16 protein-coding genes are annotated in these 16,013 nt (G+C 58.9%); 11 read left to right on the top strand and 5 right to left on the bottom strand.

The annotated features are described in order from the left end of the window. The first annotated feature begins 147 nt into the window (after positions 1-147). A complete protein-coding gene (gene motA, locus ACA063_RS02405) occupies positions 148-999 on the top strand; it encodes a flagellar motor stator protein MotA (RefSeq protein ID WP_162437123.1) in 852 nt (283 codons plus the stop codon). A gap of 3 nt (positions 1,000-1,002) precedes the next feature. Then, the gene (gene motB / locus ACA063_RS02410) at positions 1,003-2,031 is read left to right on the top strand and encodes a flagellar motor protein MotB (protein ID WP_497664651.1); all 1,029 of its coding nucleotides are present in this window, start codon (positions 1,003-1,005) and stop codon (positions 2,029-2,031) included. A gap of 55 nt (positions 2,032-2,086) precedes the next feature. On the opposite strand, the gene ACA063_RS02415 is transcribed toward motB, so the two are convergent. From ACA063_RS02415 to rsgA, 4 genes are all read right to left on the bottom strand, one after another. After that, the gene (locus tag ACA063_RS02415) at positions 2,087-2,578 is read right to left on the bottom strand and encodes a toll/interleukin-1 receptor domain-containing protein (RefSeq protein ID WP_497664652.1); all 492 of its coding nucleotides are present in this window, start codon (positions 2,576-2,578) and stop codon (positions 2,087-2,089) included. Beyond that, complete coding sequence (locus ACA063_RS02420) at positions 2,578-3,537, bottom strand: caspase family protein (protein WP_497664653.1); 960 nt, start codon at positions 3,535-3,537, stop codon at positions 2,578-2,580. The genes ACA063_RS02415 and ACA063_RS02420 overlap by 1 nt, the downstream gene beginning before the upstream one ends. 3 nt (positions 3,538-3,540) lie before the next feature. Then, positions 3,541-3,948, bottom strand: a complete 408-nt coding sequence (locus ACA063_RS02425) for a TIR domain-containing protein (protein WP_497664654.1) — start codon at positions 3,946-3,948, stop codon at positions 3,541-3,543. A 212-nt stretch (positions 3,949-4,160) separates the two neighbouring features. Beyond that, positions 4,161-5,192, bottom strand: coding sequence for a small ribosomal subunit biogenesis GTPase RsgA (gene rsgA, locus ACA063_RS02430; RefSeq protein ID WP_162437118.1), 1,032 nt, complete (start codon positions 5,190-5,192; stop codon positions 4,161-4,163). 107 nt (positions 5,193-5,299) lie between these two features. Here rsgA and orn point away from each other — a divergent pair, with 107 nt between their 5' ends. Continuing rightward, complete coding sequence (orn, locus tag ACA063_RS02435; RefSeq protein ID WP_007995036.1) at positions 5,300-5,842, top strand: oligoribonuclease; 543 nt, start codon at positions 5,300-5,302, stop codon at positions 5,840-5,842. A gap of 251 nt (positions 5,843-6,093) precedes the next feature. Beyond that, the gene (locus tag ACA063_RS02440) at positions 6,094-6,705 is read left to right on the top strand and encodes a trimeric intracellular cation channel family protein (protein WP_162437117.1); all 612 of its coding nucleotides are present in this window, start codon (positions 6,094-6,096) and stop codon (positions 6,703-6,705) included. 238 nt (positions 6,706-6,943) lie between these two features. Here ACA063_RS02440 and queG read toward each other — a convergent pair whose 3' ends face one another. Next, a complete protein-coding gene (queG, locus tag ACA063_RS02445) occupies positions 6,944-8,008 on the bottom strand; it encodes a tRNA epoxyqueuosine(34) reductase QueG (protein ID WP_497664655.1) in 1,065 nt (354 codons plus the stop codon). Between the two features lie 63 nt (positions 8,009-8,071). Here queG and ACA063_RS02450 point away from each other — a divergent pair, with 63 nt between their 5' ends. The 7 genes from ACA063_RS02450 (at position 8,072) to hflX (ending at position 16,007) form a co-directional block, all read left to right on the top strand. Next, a complete protein-coding gene (locus ACA063_RS02450) occupies positions 8,072-9,571 on the top strand; it encodes an NAD(P)H-hydrate dehydratase (RefSeq protein ID WP_497664656.1) in 1,500 nt (499 codons plus the stop codon). Next, positions 9,559-10,029: a tRNA (adenosine(37)-N6)-threonylcarbamoyltransferase complex ATPase subunit type 1 TsaE gene (gene tsaE, locus ACA063_RS02455; protein ID WP_497664657.1), complete on the top strand. Its 471-nt coding sequence runs from the start codon at positions 9,559-9,561 to the stop codon at positions 10,027-10,029. Before ACA063_RS02450 ends, tsaE begins: the two co-directional genes overlap by 13 nt. Next, positions 10,030-11,457 (top strand): N-acetylmuramoyl-L-alanine amidase, encoded by a 1,428-nt coding sequence (locus tag ACA063_RS02460; RefSeq protein ID WP_497664658.1) that lies wholly within the window; start codon positions 10,030-10,032, stop codon positions 11,455-11,457. It abuts the gene before it with no gap. Further along, the gene (gene mutL / locus ACA063_RS02465; protein WP_497664659.1) at positions 11,454-13,367 is read left to right on the top strand and encodes a DNA mismatch repair endonuclease MutL; all 1,914 of its coding nucleotides are present in this window, start codon (positions 11,454-11,456) and stop codon (positions 13,365-13,367) included. Before ACA063_RS02460 ends, mutL begins: the two co-directional genes overlap by 4 nt. Further along, a complete protein-coding gene (gene miaA / locus ACA063_RS02470; RefSeq protein ID WP_497664660.1) occupies positions 13,367-14,338 on the top strand; it encodes a tRNA (adenosine(37)-N6)-dimethylallyltransferase MiaA in 972 nt (323 codons plus the stop codon). Before mutL ends, miaA begins: the two co-directional genes overlap by 1 nt. Positions 14,339-14,432: 94 nt before the next feature. Further along, positions 14,433-14,693, top strand: a complete 261-nt coding sequence (gene hfq, locus ACA063_RS02475) for an RNA chaperone Hfq (RefSeq protein WP_007902656.1) — start codon at positions 14,433-14,435, stop codon at positions 14,691-14,693. Positions 14,694-14,705: 12 nt separating this feature from the next. Further along, the gene (gene hflX / locus ACA063_RS02480; RefSeq protein ID WP_162437111.1) at positions 14,706-16,007 is read left to right on the top strand and encodes a ribosome rescue GTPase HflX; all 1,302 of its coding nucleotides are present in this window, start codon (positions 14,706-14,708) and stop codon (positions 16,005-16,007) included. Positions 16,008-16,013: the final 6 nt, after the last annotated feature.

Raw genomic sequence — 16,013 nt, forward strand, 5'->3', positions numbered from 1 at the left:
CTGCATTACCTACGCCCTGAGTGGGTCAAAGTGGCTTTTCGCCTGAACGGCCTATAGTCTGGCGCAGTTTTGCCGATAAGTAGAAGAAGAGATTTTTTAACTTCCGAATATGACCTTGAACCCGACTCAGTAAGTGCTCTCCTACCTATGGCTAAAATAATCGGCATCATCGTCGTATTCGCGAGCGTGCTCGGCGGATACGTACTTTCCCACGGCAAAATTGCCGCCCTGATCCAGCCTTTCGAGGTATTGATCATTGGCGGTGCGGCCCTCGGCGCATTCCTGCAAGCCAACCCCGGCTACATGACAATGCACGTGCTCAAGAAATCCTTGAGCATGTTCGGGTCGCGCTTCACTCACGCCTTCTATCTTGAAGTGCTGGGCCTGATCTACGAGATCCTCAACAAGAGCCGCCGCGAAGGCATGATGGCGATTGAAGGCGACATCGAAGATGCCGCCGCGAGCCCGATTTTTGCCAAGTACCCGACGGTGCTCAAAGACGAGCGCATGACCGCTTTCATCTGCGACTACTTGCGCATCATGTCGTCCGGCAACATGGCACCCCACGAGCTGGAGGGTCTGTTCGACATGGAGCTCTACAGCCTCAAGGAAGACCTTGAACATCCCTCCCATGCGGTCAACGGGATTGCCGACGCCATGCCTGGCTTCGGTATCGTCGCAGCGGTATTGGGGATCGTGGTCACCATGGCGTCCTTGGGCGAGGGTGACCAGAAAGCCATCGGCATGCACGTGGGCGCAGCATTGGTCGGTACCTTCTTCGGTATTCTCGCGGCGTACGGTTTCTTTGGTCCGCTGGCGCACTCCCTGGCTCACGATGCCAAGGAAGAGCTGAACGTTTACGAAGCCATCAAGGCCTCGCTGGTTGCCTCCGCATCGGGCATGCCGCCATCGCTGGCGGTGGAGTTCGGTCGCAAGGTTCTGTACCCGGCGCACCGTCCCAGTTTCTCCGAGCTGGAACAAGCGGTTCGCGGTCGCTAAGCTATGGAAAATAACCAGCCAATCATCATCAAGCGCGTCAAGCGCATCGCTGCCGGGCATCACGGGGGCGCCTGGAAAATCGCCTTCGCCGACTTCGCGACGGCGATGATGGCGTTCTTCCTGGTGTTGTGGCTGCTGTCCACTGCGACGCCTGAACAGAAGATTGCCATCGCGGGCTACTTCAAGGACCCGATCGGTTTTTCCGAGAGCGGCACGCCCTACATTATTGATCTGGGTGGCACGCCTACCCTGGCGCCGGAAAACACCCTCAACCCGGAAGTGAAATCCCAGCCGCAGCCGGACAAGGTGACCATCGATACCGAACAAGTCGAAGGCATGGCCGAGCAGGTCGAGAAAGAACGCCTGGAACTGTTGCTGCAGGAGCTGCAGAACAAGGTCGATGAAAACCCGCAGTTGCAGAAATTCAAGGATCAGATCCTGTTCGAGATCACGCCGAACGGCTTGCGCATCCAGATCATGGACGCGGAAAACCGGCCGATGTTCGACTCTGGCAGCGCCCGTCTGAAGCCGTACTTTGAAGACATCCTGCTGGCCATGGCCGATACCATCAAAGCGGTGCCCAACAAGATCAGCATCAGCGGTCATACCGACGCCACGCCGTACACCGGAACAGGCGAGTTCGGTAACTGGGAACTGTCGGCCAATCGCGCCAACGCCGCTCGCCGTGCGCTGGTCGCCGGGAGCTATCCGGAGTCCCAGGTAGCGCGCGTTGTCGGGTATGCCTCCTCGGCGTTGTTCGATCGGGAAAAACCGTTCAATCCGGTCAACCGTCGAATCGACATTGTCGTGCTGACTAAAAAGGCTCAGGCAGCGATTGAAGGGGCACAGGGGGCCGATCCTTCCGGTCAGCTGCCCCAAGGCCAGGGCGCTCCGGGTGAAGTGCCGGCAGAGCCGGTCGATCCGAATGCCCTGCCGGCGGACAAGCAGCCAGTGCCGGCGCATGAGCTTCGAGAACGGTTGAATCTGTTCGAGGATGCCGCACCGAAACCCGGTGAGGCGCCGAAGCAGTAATCCACAAAAAAGCCGACAGTGAATGTCGGCTTTTTTGTGGGCGCGGGGTAGTGCCTCAGGCACCACGGAGGATTCGGTTTTTGAGATCAGTGTGGAAGCGGTCAGCATTGGTCTTGTTGTAGCTGCGCGTGGACTCGCTGCCGGTGATCGACTCCAGGGATGCGGAGCGCTTGAGGGTCACTTCGTTCTTGTAGGCCTCGATGAAAAAATCGAGGTCCTTTGCGCTGCTCAGTTTCGGCCACTTGTCCAGGTACAGCGGCAACTCCGTCGGCCCGGTCCTGAAGGAGCAGATGCGGCGATTACTGATTGTCGCTTCACCAATTTCGAACGGCACCCACCACGACAGTGCGGTCCTCTCCGAGACGACTGCGAGCAAGTGGGTGCATTCGCTGATGTTGCGAGTGATGACCTCGGTGATGTCATCGGTGGTCTGGGATTCCGGATCCAGCACGTCCAGGTAGGTTTTTATATTGGCCTGCATCAGACGACTGTTGATCTGCATCGCATGGGCGCGATCCATGTGGCGATAGCTGATAAACACTGGCATCAGAAATGTCCCTTGATCGCGAGTTCACGGTAATAGGCGCCAAGCGCGGTGAGGCGGCAGCCAGTGGAGTTGAGCGCGGCGTAGTACATATGTTCGGCATCCACCGGCTCAATCAGGCTGTGGCGGTTGCACTTTTGCAGTTGGGCGAAGACTTCGCCGTGAGCCGGTTCAAACCGGGCTTCGGTGGGTTCGTAGCTCGGGTCCAGCGCGAACACCGACTCGGCTTCGGGAAACCAGTCAGGCAGCTTGCGTAATATTTCTTTGGGGATTAACGGTGAGACTTCCCGTAACGAAATGAACTGCGAGACGTTGGTCTTGAACACCGGGCGCTGTTCCCAGGCGTCGAGCGCATTGTCGACAAACGAATAGAGGCTGCCGGGAGTGATTTTCCCAAGGATGTTCGCAGCACCACCGTGCAATGCCTGAAGCAGCAGTCCGGTGAAGACGCCATGGTTGGCGCCTTCCATGGCCGGTTCCTCTTTTTTGCAGGCCGTGAGAATGGTCATGCCTTCGCCAACCATGCTGCTTTCGCTACGCAAAGCACGCACTTCGCCTGCCGAACCGCCCTGGCAGCAGTCGAGAATGATGATCTTATTCTTGATTTTTACGGCTTTGGACGCCCAATTAAGGATGTCGCTGATTCGGATCCCGTCCTTGCTGGACTTGTAATCCTGAGGCAATAGCATCCCTTCATCCGTATCAGCGTCGAAAGCGCCGTGGCCGGCGAAGTACAGCAGGGCGACATTGCAGTCGCCTGAAAACAGTTCGCGAATTTGATCCTCGATTTTTTCGCGGCTCAAATAATCTTCGGCGGAGGTCAGCACGATGTTCTTGAAATTCGGGTCGCCATTGGCATCAGTCTTGAGCACCGAAGCCATGGCCATCGCATCGTTGTTGCAGCCGTTCAGCTGGGAGAGATGGCGGTAGTTATTGATTCCGATAAACAGGCCTCTGCGCATGATTCAGTCCGCCGCGTGAGTGCGAATGGCACTGATGATGCTAAGGGAGTTCCAGGCGCATTCCACATGCGCGGCCCGGCGCACCACGGTGGAAATCCGCTCGGCACCGAACGGCTTGATCGCGATGATAACTTTGCCCATGCGCTTGGCGATTGCGATCTCCTTGTTGATCCACTTGCTGTAGGTGGAATACATCCCGGCCATGATCAGCACGGCGGAACAGGGACGAATCTTGTTTTCGATGGCGATTTCAAGTTGCTGGTCGGTCAGGGCGCCGATAATCGGATTGTGCGGCGGCACTGAAAAGTTCTTGAAAGTGAACGTCGAGTGCGCAGCAAGCATTTCGACCAGCCTGTCGTGTTTGTCGGCGTAGTTCCACGAATGGCTGATGAACAGGTGGTAGGTTTGCATGGGGTATCCCTCGATATCGCAACGTGCGAAGAGGGCTTGAATGTAGGTAACAGGCGGGCGCTAACAAGTGCCGAAAGGTAAAAGAGAAAAGTCCTACAAGCAGGCGTGCAGAAGCCCTTCAGAAATGTCTGACGTTTAAAAATGTGGATTTTGTGTAAGCAGACAACAGCAGCCCGCGACTCCTCGGGGTCGAGGAGGGCGGGCAAAGCTGTTTAGTAGGTGCTTTCGGGCAAACTGGCGATGATCGAGCGGTAGCTGTTCATCCGTTGCTGTTGCACGCGACCTTCTTCCAGGGCTTTGAGCAGCGCGCAGCCGGGTTCACGGTCATGCTTGCAGTCGCGGAAGCGGCAGGTGCCGATCAAGTCATTGAACTCGATGAAGCCTGCTTCGACGTCGGCACGGCTGACATGGCCGAGGCCGAATTCGCGGATACCCGGGGAGTCGATCAATTCACCGCCACCGGGGAAGTGGAACAAGCGTGCGGTGGTGGTGGTGTGAGTGCCCTGGCCAGACAGCTCGGACAGCGGTCCGACACGGGTTTCGACTTCTGGCAACAAGCTGTTGACCAGCGAGGACTTACCCACGCCGGATTGGCCGACGAACACGCTGATGCGCCCGTCCAGCTGCTCTTGCAACTGCTCCATGCCATTACCGTGGTGCGCCGATACTTCCAGCACCGGGTAGCCCAGCGTGCGGTAGACCGCCAGCAAGGCGTTGAGCGCCGGGGCGTTCTGCTCGTCGATCAGGTCGAATTTGTTGAGCAGCAGCAGCGGCCGGATACCGGCGTGCTCGGCGGCAACCAGGTAGCGGTCGATCAGGTTGGCGTGGGGCTCGGGCAGCGGTGCGAAGACAATGACGATCATGTCGACGTTGGCGGCTACAGGCTTGAGCTGGCCACGGCTGTCCGGACGGCAGAGTTCGGTTTTACGTGGCAGTTGCGCCACGATCACACCGATCCCCTGGTTGCCGGCGCGCCAGACGACCTGATCGCCGGTCACCAGCGCAGGCAGGTTGGCGCGCAAATGGCAGCGGAACACTTGGCCGGCCAAATCGCCATCGAGGGCTTCGACTTCGACCTGCACACCAAAGTGAGCAATCACCAGGCCGGTTTGTTCCGGGCCCAGGTCGCCACCTTCGAGGGCCTCGACAGCTGAGGACTCGCGTTTGGCGGCGCGGGCAGCGCGTTCGCCCTGAATCTTTTCGATGCGCCAGTTTTGACGACGATTGAGTTGGCGTTTGGCCATGGGTGTTCCGTATCAAGAATGCAGCGATTAGGTAAAACGGCCGCGAGTTTAGCACGCCCGGCCGCCTCCCTAGGCTAAACTGCGCAGCATTGCCTAGGAGTCGACACATGCAAAACCCGCAGAATCTGATCTGGATCGACCTGGAAATGACCGGTCTGAACCCTGATACCGATGTCATCATCGAAATGGCCACCATCGTCACCGACAGTGATCTGAACACCCTGGCTGAAGGGCCGGTGATCGCGATCCACCACAGCGATGAAATCCTGGCCGGCATGGACGAGTGGAATACCCGTCAACACGGCGGTTCCGGGCTGACCCAACGGGTCCGTGACAGCCGCATCAGCATGGCCGAAGCCGAAGCCGAGACCATCGCCTTCCTGGAAAAATGGGTGCCGAAGGGCAAGTCGCCGATCTGCGGCAACAGCATTTGCCAGGACCGTCGCTTTCTTTATACCCACATGAAATCCCTGGAAAGCTATTTCCACTACCGCAACCTCGACGTGTCGACGCTCAAAGAGCTGGCCGCACGCTGGGCGCCGGACGTGCGCGACAGCTTCAAGAAGGGCAGCACGCATTTGGCGCTGGATGACATCCGCGAATCCATCGCCGAGCTGCAGCACTACCGCAAGCATTTCATCAAGTTCTGACGGTGGCACCAGGGCCTTTGTGGTGAGGGGATTTATCCCCGTTGGATCGCGTAGCGGTCCCAAACCGGCAACCGCGGTGTATCAGTCGTATCGCGGGCAATGGTTTTTACGACTGCTACGCAGCCGAACGGGGCGGTGCGACGTTTCGCTAAATCCCCTCGCCACAGGTTGCGTGTGATGCTTTCTCTTGCGCTCTTTTGGTGCCGCAACTAAATGGCTAGACTGCGCGCCTTCTTGCAAGGACTGCCAACATGTTGCTGATGCTCTACCTGATCGCCATTACCGCCGAAGCCATGACCGGTGCCCTTTCTGCCGGCCGGCGTGGCATGGACTGGTTTGGCGTGGTGCTGATCGCTTGCGTGACAGCCCTGGGCGGTGGATCAGTGCGCGACGTGTTGCTCGGGCATTACCCGCTCACATGGGTCAAACATCCGGAATACCTGGTGTTGACGTCCATTGCCGCGATGTTCACCGTTTTCGCGGCACGCTGGATGCGCCACCTGCGCTCACTGTTTCTGGTGCTCGATGCCGTGGGTCTGGTCGCATTCACCCTGATCGGCTGCATGACGGCACTGGAAATGGGCCACGGCATGTTGGTGGCGTCGGTCAGTGGCGTGATCACCGGGGTATTTGGCGGCATCCTTCGAGACATCTTCTGCAACGACATCCCGCTGATCTTCCGCCGCGAGCTCTATGCCAGCGTTTCATTTGCTGCGGCCTGGTGCTACATGCTCTGCATCTATCTGCAGATGCCCGGCGAACAGGCGATTCTGGTGACGCTGTTCGGCGGATTCCTGCTGCGCTTGCTGGCTATTCGTTTCCACTGGGAAATGCCCAAGTTCGTTTACAACGACGAAGCGTGACGCTCGGCCTTCAGACTCTATGTATGACCCCTGTAGGAGCTGTCGAGTGAAACGAGGCTGCGATCTTTTGATCTGGATCTTTAAAAACAAGATCAAAAGATCGCAGCCTCGTTTCACTCGACAGCTCCTACAGGTCATTATGTCATTAGGTCATCAGTCCGGCAGTCCATCAGTCCATCAGTCCATCAGTCCATCAGTCCATCAGTCCATCAGCCCGGCAGTCCAAGGACGAACAGTCCTATGCCAGACCGTGCTGTTTCAACGCCCACTCGACGTGTTCTTGCACCAACTCTGACGGATAGTCCCGGCGCGCTTTCAACGCCTCCATCACCGGAATGCTCGACGGCGCATTTCCCAACCCTACCGCCAGATTACGCAGCCAGCGCTCGTAACCCGCGCGACGCAACGGTGATCCCTCGGTGTTGCTCAGAAACTTAGCCTCATCCCACATGAACAACTCCGCCAGTTCGGCATTGTCCAGATTGTGCCGCGGCTTGAAGTCGCTTTCCCCGGACGGACGGGCGAAACGATTCCACGGGCAGACCATCTGGCAATCGTCGCAGCCGAACACACGGTTGCCGATCAGCGGTCGCAAATCTTCCGGTATCGCGGTTTTCAGTTCGATGGTCAGGTAGGAAATGCAGCGCCGGGCGTCCAGTACGTATGGGCCTACGAAGGCGTTGGTGGGGCAGATGTCCAGGCAGGCGGTGCAGCGACCGCAATGTTCGGTCGCGTGGGGCGGATCTTCCGGCAGGGGCAGGTCGACGAACAATTCGCTGAGGAAGAAGTAACTGCCCGCCTTGCGATTCAATACCAGGGTGTTTTTGCCGATCCAGCCGAGCCCGGCTTTTTCGGCGATGGCCTTTTCCAGCACCGGGGCGCTGTCGACGAAGGCGCGATAACCGAACGGGCCGATAACCGCCTGAATTTTTTCTGCCAGTTGCTGCACACGTTTACGGATCAATTTGTGGTAATCGCGGCCCAAGGCATAACGCGAAACGTAAGCTTTTTCCGGTTGGGCCAGGCGTTTGGCCATTTCGGTGTCGCCTGGCAGGTAGTCCATGCGCAGGGAAACCACTCGAAGCGTGCCGGGCACCAGTTCTTCCGGGTGCGAGCGTTTGCTGCCGTGGGCGCCCATGTATTCCATTTCGCCGTGGTAGCCGGCTTCGAGCCAGCGTTCCAGGTGCTGCTCATGCTCAGCCAGGTCCAGACCGCTGATGCCGACTTGCTGGAAGCCCAGCTCGCGGCCCCAGTCCTTGATGGATTGGGCGAGGGCGGGCAGGTCTGTAGTAATAGCGGGCATGAGGCGAGAGAAACCGGAGCTGAGATGCGTATAATTCTGCCAGACATCGGAGCCTGAAGACGCATGCCGCACACTAAAGATGATTTACCCGACGCGCTGTACAGTGCCGCTCAAGTGCGAGGGCTCGATGCGAGCCTGATAGCGGCAGGCACACCGGGCTTCGAATTGATGCACCGGGCGGCGCGGGCGACCTGGCGTGCGCTGGTCCGCCAATGGCCGACGGCGGACACGTTAAGCGTGCTGGCCGGGCATGGCAACAATGCGGGCGATGGTTATCTGGTCGCGGTACTTGCCCGGCGCGCCGGCTGGACAGTGCGGGTGTTGGCCGTCGGTGAACCCCCGCGTTTGCAGGGCGATGCGGCGTTGGCTCATGCCGAAGCCGTGTCCGATAAAATGACCATCGAAGCCTGGAATCCACATTCGCCCTTGCGCGGTATTGTGCTGGATGCCTTGCTGGGCACCGGTCTGACAGGTGATGTGCGCGAGCCCTACGCCAGCGCGATTGCCTCGATCAATGCCTGCGGTCTGCCGGTGGCGGCAGTGGATATCCCTTCGGGCCTGTGCGCCGATACCGGGCGCATTCTCGGTGATGCGGTGCGAGCCGACCTGACGGTGACGTTCATCGGTTTGAAACTGGGGTTGTTCACCGGTGACGCGGCGGATTGCGTCGGTGAGTTAGTGTTCAACGATCTGCAGGCTGATCCGCAGTTGGTTAAACAGGCAGATGCCAGTGCTCGACGACTGACGATGGGCAATCTCCCGCGTCTGGCGGCCAGAGCGCCCACTTCGCACAAAGGTAAGTTCGGTCATGTACTGCTGATCGGCGGTGATCATGGCTTCGGCGGGGCAATCCTGTTGAGCGCGCAAAGTGCGTTGCGCAGCGGTGCGGGCATGGTCTCCGTGGCCACTCGCAGCGAGCACGTGCCAGCAGCGCTCGCCAGAATTCCAGAGGCGATGGTGCTGGGGACTTCCTCCGCCAATCAGCTGATGGGGTTGCTTCAGAAGGTTTCTGTGTTGGTCGTCGGGCCTGGTTTAGGGCAGGCTTCCTGGGGGCGCAGTCTTTTGTCAGCGGCGGCCAATGCGCCGCTGCCGCAGGTCTGGGACGCTGATGCGCTGAATATGCTGGCAGAAGCACAAGTGAATTTGCCCAAGGGGTGTGTGATCACGCCGCATCCGGGGGAAGCGGCGCGGTTGCTGGGCATCTCGACTGCGCAGGTTCAGGCGGACCGCCCTGCGGCGGCCCATGCGTTGAGCAAAAAATACACAGCGGTAGTGGTGCTCAAGGGGGCCGGCAGCCTGATTGCCAGTCCCGATGGGCGATTGGCGCTATGTCATCAGGGTCATCCGGCCATGGCCACTGCTGGACTGGGCGACGTGCTGGCGGGGCTGGTTGGCGCATTGCTTGCGCAAGGCATGGAGGCGTTCGATGCTGCCTGCCTGGGGGTGTGGCTACACGCCAATGCCGGCGCGCAAGAAGGGAAATTTGGCCGTGGGCTGGCGGCCAGTGATCTGATTCCAGCCATTCGTCAGTTGTTGGAGGAGCAAGCACCGTGTCTGAAGTAACCCTGTACCTGGCTGATGAAGACGCAATGACCGCGTTTGGGGCGCGTATCGCAAAAACCACTGAAGGGCATGGTCTGATTTTTCTCGAAGGCGATCTCGGCGCGGGCAAGACCACGCTGTCCCGGGGCATCATTCGGGGGCTGGGGCATGTGGGGGCGGTAAAAAGTCCGACGTTCACTCTGGTCGAGCCCTACGAGATCGGCAACATCCGCGCCTTCCATTTCGACCTGTATAGACTGGTCGATCCCGAAGAGCTGGAGTACCTCGGCATTCGTGACTACTTCGAAGATGATGCGTTGTGTCTGATTGAATGGCCCCGTAAAGGTGCAGGCTTTTTGCCAAAGCCCGACCTGACCATTACCATTAGCCCGCAAGACAGCGGGCGTTCGCTGCAAATAGTGTCCCAGAGCTCGCGTGGCGAGTTGTGGTGTGCCGCTTTGGCATTGGAATCCAATTAAATGATGGGGTCAGGTATGCGCTTTCGCGCGATGGTAGCTGCCGTAGGATTGTTGCTTTTGGCGGTAACCGTCAACGCTGTGGCCGAATCGAAGGTCAGTAGCGTGCGCCTGTGGCGGGCGCCGGATAACACACGGTTGGTCTTTGACCTGACCGGGCCTGTCCAGCACAGCGTCTTCACCCTGACGGCCCCTGATCGACTGGTCATTGATATCAATGGCGCATCGCTCGGCGCGCCGCTCAACGTCAATACTTCGAACACACCCATTACCGCCATGCGCTCGGCACAACGCACGCCGACGGACCTGCGGGTGGTCATCGACCTGAAAAAAGCCGTCACACCGAAAAGCTTTACGCTGGCGCCGAACGCTCAGTACGGCAATCGCCTGGTGGTCGACTTGTTCGATGACGCCGCCGCCGCCGCGCCGATCCCTGCACCCACCAACGTTGCTACCGTGGCTCCGGTCCCGGTGACACCGATCGATCCGCCGGTGAAATTGCCGCCTGCGCCTGCGGGCAAGCGCGACATCATTGTGGTGATCGATGCCGGTCACGGTGGCGAAGACCCGGGTGCGTCGGGTTCTCGCGGTCAGCGTGAAAAGGACGTCGTACTCGCCATCGCACGTGAACTGCAGCGTCAGGTGAACGGCATGAAAGGTTTCCGCGCCGAACTGACCCGTACGGGCGACTACTTCATCCCGCTGCGTGGCCGTACCGAGATTGCGCGCAAGAAAGGCGCCGACCTGTTCGTGTCTATCCACGCCGATGCCGCACCTTCTACAGCGGCTTTCGGTGCTTCGGTGTTTGCCTTGTCTGATCGCGGCGCCACGTCCGAGACAGCCCGCTGGCTGGCCGACAGCGAAAACCGTTCCGACCTGATCGGTGGTGCCGGCAACGTCAGCCTCGACGACAAGGACCGCATGCTGGCGGGCGTGTTGCTTGACCTGTCGATGACCGCGTCGCTGACCTCCAGCCTGAACGTTGGCCAAAAGGTCCTGACCAACATTGGGCGCGTCACGCCGTTGCACAAGCAGCGCGTGGAACAAGCCGGGTTCATGGTATTGAAATCTCCGGACATCCCATCGATCCTCGTGGAAACCGGGTTCATCTCCAACGCCAACGAAGCCTCGAAACTCGCGGCAGCGAACCATCAGCAAGCGCTCGCGCGTTCCATCAGCAGCGGCGTGCGCCAGTTCTTTCAGCAGAATCCACCACCGGGCACCTATATAGCCTGGCTGCGCGATTCCGGCGGGATCGCCCAAGGTCCTCGGGATCATCGGGTCAACCCTGGCGAGACGCTGGCGATGATTGCGGTGCGATACCAAGTGTCCCCGGCGACCTTGCGCAGCGCCAACAATCTGAAGAGCGATGACTTGAAAGCAGGTCAGCACCTGACCATTCCTGGCACTGAGCTGGCGGCCAAAGAATGAATCAGTTGGTGACGAACGGCGCCCGCATCGAGCTGCTCAGCCCACGGCTGGCGAACCAGATTGCCGCAGGCGAGGTGGTCGAGCGTCCGGCGTCGGTGATCAAGGAGCTGCTGGAAAACAGCCTCGATTCAGGTGCCAAACGCATTGATGTCGATGTCGAGCTGGGTGGCGTCAAGCTGCTGCGGGTGCGCGACGATGGCAGCGGCATTTCGGCAGATGATCTGCCCTTGGCCCTTGCCCGTCACGCCACCAGCAAGATCCGCAACCTGGAAGATCTCGAGCAGGTCATGAGCCTTGGGTTTCGCGGTGAGGCCCTCGCGTCCATCAGTTCCGTGGCGCGCCTGACCCTCACGTCCCGCACCAAGGAAGCCGATCAGGCCTGGCAAGTCGAGACCGAAGGCCGGGATATGGCGCCTCGCGTGCAGCCGGCGGCTCACCCGGTGGGTACCTCGGTTGAAGTGCGTGACCTGTTTTTCAACACGCCAGCGCGTCGCAAGTTTCTCAAGACTGAAAAAACCGAATTCGATCACCTGCAAGAAGTGATCAAGCGTTTGGCGCTTGCGCGCTTCGACGTAGCGTTCCATCTGCGCCATAACGGCAAGACCATCCTCAGCTTGCACGAGGCTCACGATGACGCGGCCCGTGCCCGGCGCGTGGCCGCGATCTGCGGTTCGGGTTTTCTCGAGCAGGCGCTGCCGATCGAAATCGAACGCAATGGCCTGCATTTGTGGGGTTGGGTCGGGTTGCCGACGTTCAATCGCAGCCAGGCAGACTTGCAGTATTTCTTCGTGAACGGGCGCGCGGTGCGCGACAAGCTGGTGGCGCATGCCGTGCGCCAGGCCTATCGCGATGTGCTGTTCAATGGTCGGCACCCGACATTCGTGCTTTTTTTCGAAGTCGATCCGGCGGGTGTCGACGTCAACGTGCACCCGACCAAGCATGAAGTGCGCTTCCGTGACGGGCGCATGGTCCACGATTTCCTTTACGGCACCTTGCACCGCGCCCTGGGCGATGTGCGTCCGGAAGATCATCTGGCGGCTCCCGTTGCCACGGCCATTGTTCGACCGACCGGCATCGATGCCGGGGAATTCGGTCCTCAGGGCGAAATGCGCCTGGCAGCCAATGCGTTGCTGGAGCAACCCCAGGCACAGCCTTCGTTCAATGCGCCTGCGGGCTCGGGCGCTGGAGCCGGTTACCAATATCAATACACGCCGCGGACTCAGTCCGCTGGCGTGCCCGTGGCTGAGGCCCAAGCGGCGTATCGTGAGTTTTTCGCGCCGCTGCCAGAAGCCAATGCCGCCGCGTTGCAGGCCGGGCAGGACGATATTCCACCGCTGGGTTATGCGCTGGCGCAGCTCAAAGGCATCTACATCCTTTCCGAGAATGCCCAAGGGCTGGTACTGGTGGACATGCACGCCGCTCACGAGCGGATCATGTACGAGCGTCTGAAAATTGCCATGGCCAGTGAAGGCTTGAGTGGTCAGCCGCTGTTAGTGCCGGAGTCACTGGCTGTCAGTCAGCGTGAAGCCGATTGCGCCGAAGAACATGTCGACTGGTTCAAGCGCCTGGGTTTCGAACTGCAGCGCCTTGGTCCGGAAACACTGGCCATTCGGCAGATTCCAGCCTTGCTCAAGCAGGCCGAAGCCAACCGTTTGGTCAGCGTTGTACTGGCGGACCTGATGGATTACGGGACCAGTGACCGGATTCAGGCGCATTTGAACGAGTTGCTCGGGACGATGGCCTGTCACGGCGCAATTCGGGCGAATCGGCGTCTGGCCGTGCCGGAAATGAACGGTCTGTTGCGCGATATGGAAAACACCGAGCGCAGTGGTCAATGCAACCATGGCCGACCGACCTGGACCCAACTGGGACTGGACGATCTGGACAAACTGTTTTTGCGCGGTCGTTGATGAATCCGCTCCCTCCTGCGATTTTCCTGATGGGCCCGACCGCAGCGGGAAAGACCGATTTGGCCATCGAACTGACCAAAGTCCTGCCATGCGAGCTGATCAGTGTCGATTCGGCATTGGTTTATCGCGGTATGGATATTGGTACAGCCAAGCCTTCAAAAGAGACTCTGGCCGAATTTCCACATCGCCTGATCGATATTCTCGACCCGGCCGAAAGCTATTCTGCCGCGGATTTCCGTCGAGATGCCCTTGAAGCCATGGCCGATATCACCGCGCGCGGGAAAATTCCGCTGCTGGTGGGCGGTACGATGCTTTATTACAAGGCGTTGGTCGAAGGTCTGGCGGACATGCCAGCGGCCGATCCTGACGTTCGCGCGCAGATCGAAGAAGAGGCGGCACGCCTCGGCTGGCAGGCCTTGCACGATCAGTTAGCGGTAATCGACCCGGTATCGGCAGCGCGTATTCATCCGAACGATCCGCAGCGCCTCAGTCGCGCGCTGGAAGTTTACCGGGTGAGCGGTCAGAGCATGACTGCGCTACGCTTGCAACAATCTGCGCAAAGTACTGAAGCAGCCGCTTCGGGGCGTCAACAATTGCCCTATACTGTCGCGAACTTGGCTATTGCTCCGGCAAACCGCCAAGTACTGCACGAGCGAATTAAACAAAGATTCACGTTAATGTTGGAACAGGGATTCATTGATGAGGTCGTAGCCCTGCGTAAGCGAAGTGACCTGCATTCCGGGTTACCGTCTATACGTGCAGTAGGCTATCGACAAGTCTGGGACTACCTGGATGGCAAGCTGACGCAAGCCGAGATGCAGGAGCGTGGAATCATTGCCACGCGCCAGTTGGCAAAGCGTCAGTTCACCTGGCTGCGCAGTTGGGCTGATCTACATTGGTTGGACAGCCTGGATTGCGACAATCTGCCGCGCGCCTTGAAATACCTGGGGACCATCTCCATATTGAGCTGAGTCCTTGCAATTGCCGTCTATCCTTGGGGGTGTGACGGCCACAAGCCATCTGTTTACCTATTTTTTATATTGAATCCTTAAAGGAGTGCGGCACATGTCAAAAGGGCATTCGCTACAAGACCCTTACCTGAATACTTTACGTAAAGAGAAAGTTGGGGTTTCTATCTACCTGGTCAACGGTATCAAACTGCAAGGCACGATCGAGTCTTTCGACCAGTTCGTCATCCTGCTGAAAAACACCGTTAGCCAGATGGTTTACAAACACGCTATCTCTACAGTGGTACCTGTTCGTCCAATTCGTCTGCCTAGCGCAACCGAATCCGAAGCAGGTGATGCTGAGCCAGGTAACGCCTGATAGGAGTCTCCTTTGTTCTTTGAGCGCCACGGTGGTGGTGAGCGAGTAATACTCGTTCACTTGGATGGACAGGACCCTGAGGCGCGCGAAGATCCGCAGGAGTTTCAGGAATTGGCTAATTCGGCCGGCGCCGAGACCGTTGCGTTTTTTAACGTGCCGCGTCATCGGCCAACCGCCAAATTCCTCATCGGTAGCGGCAAGGTCGAGGAACTGCGCGACCTGGTTCACGCTAAAGAAGCCGATCTGGTGATCTTCAATCACACGCTTACGCCCAGTCAGGAACGTAACCTCGAACGTGTTTTCGAGTGTCGCGTGATTGACCGCACCGGTCTGATTCTCGATATTTTCGCCCAGCGCGCCCGTACCCATGAAGGCAAGCTCCAGGTTGAACTGGCTCAGCTTGACCACATGAGCACCCGACTGGTTCGTGGCTGGACTCACCTTGAGCGTCAAGGTGGCGGTATCGGCATGCGTGGTCCGGGTGAAACCCAGTTGGAAACCGACCGTCGCTTGCTGCGGGTTCGTCTGCGACAAATCAAAGGCCGGCTGGAAAAAGTGCGCAGCCAGCGAGAGCAGTCGCGACGTGGCCGTTCTCGTGCGGATATCCCTACCGTGTCTTTGGTGGGGTATACCAACGCCGGCAAGTCCACGCTCTTCAATAACGTGACGAAATCCGACGTGTACGCGGCCGACCAGTTGTTTGCCACGCTGGACCCGACCTTGCGCCGTCTGGAACTGGACGACCTGGGGCCGATTGTCCTGGCCGACACCGTGGGTTTCATTCGCCACTTGCCCCACAAGCTCGTTGAGGCATTTCGGTCTACCCTCGAAGAGTCGAGCAATTCCGATCTGCTGTTGCACGTTATCGATGCGGCTGAACCGGATCGCATGTTGCAGATCGAGCAGGTGATGGTGGTGCTGGGTGAGATTGGTGCCCAGGACTTGCCGATCCTCGAGGTCTATAACAAACTCGATTTGCTTGAAGGCGTTGAGCCACAAATCCAGCGCGACGAAAACGGCAAGCCTCAACGGGTCTGGCTTTCGGCGCGTGATGGCAGTGGTCTGGAATTGCTTGAACAAGCTATTGCCGAGTTGCTGGGCAGTGAGTTATTCATCGGTACCTTGCGCTTGCCGCAACGATTCGCTCGACTGCGTGCGCAGTTCTTCGAACTCGGAGCGGTGCAGAAAGAAGAACACGACGAAGAAGGTGTCAGCTTGCTGGCCGTTCGATTGCCGCGCTCGGAGCTCAACCGGCTGGTTAGCCGTGAAGGCGTTGTACCGACAGAGTTCATCGAGGAACACACTTTGCAATAAAAGCCT

Source organism: Pseudomonas sp. LBUM1643 (genome assembly GCF_059716215.1).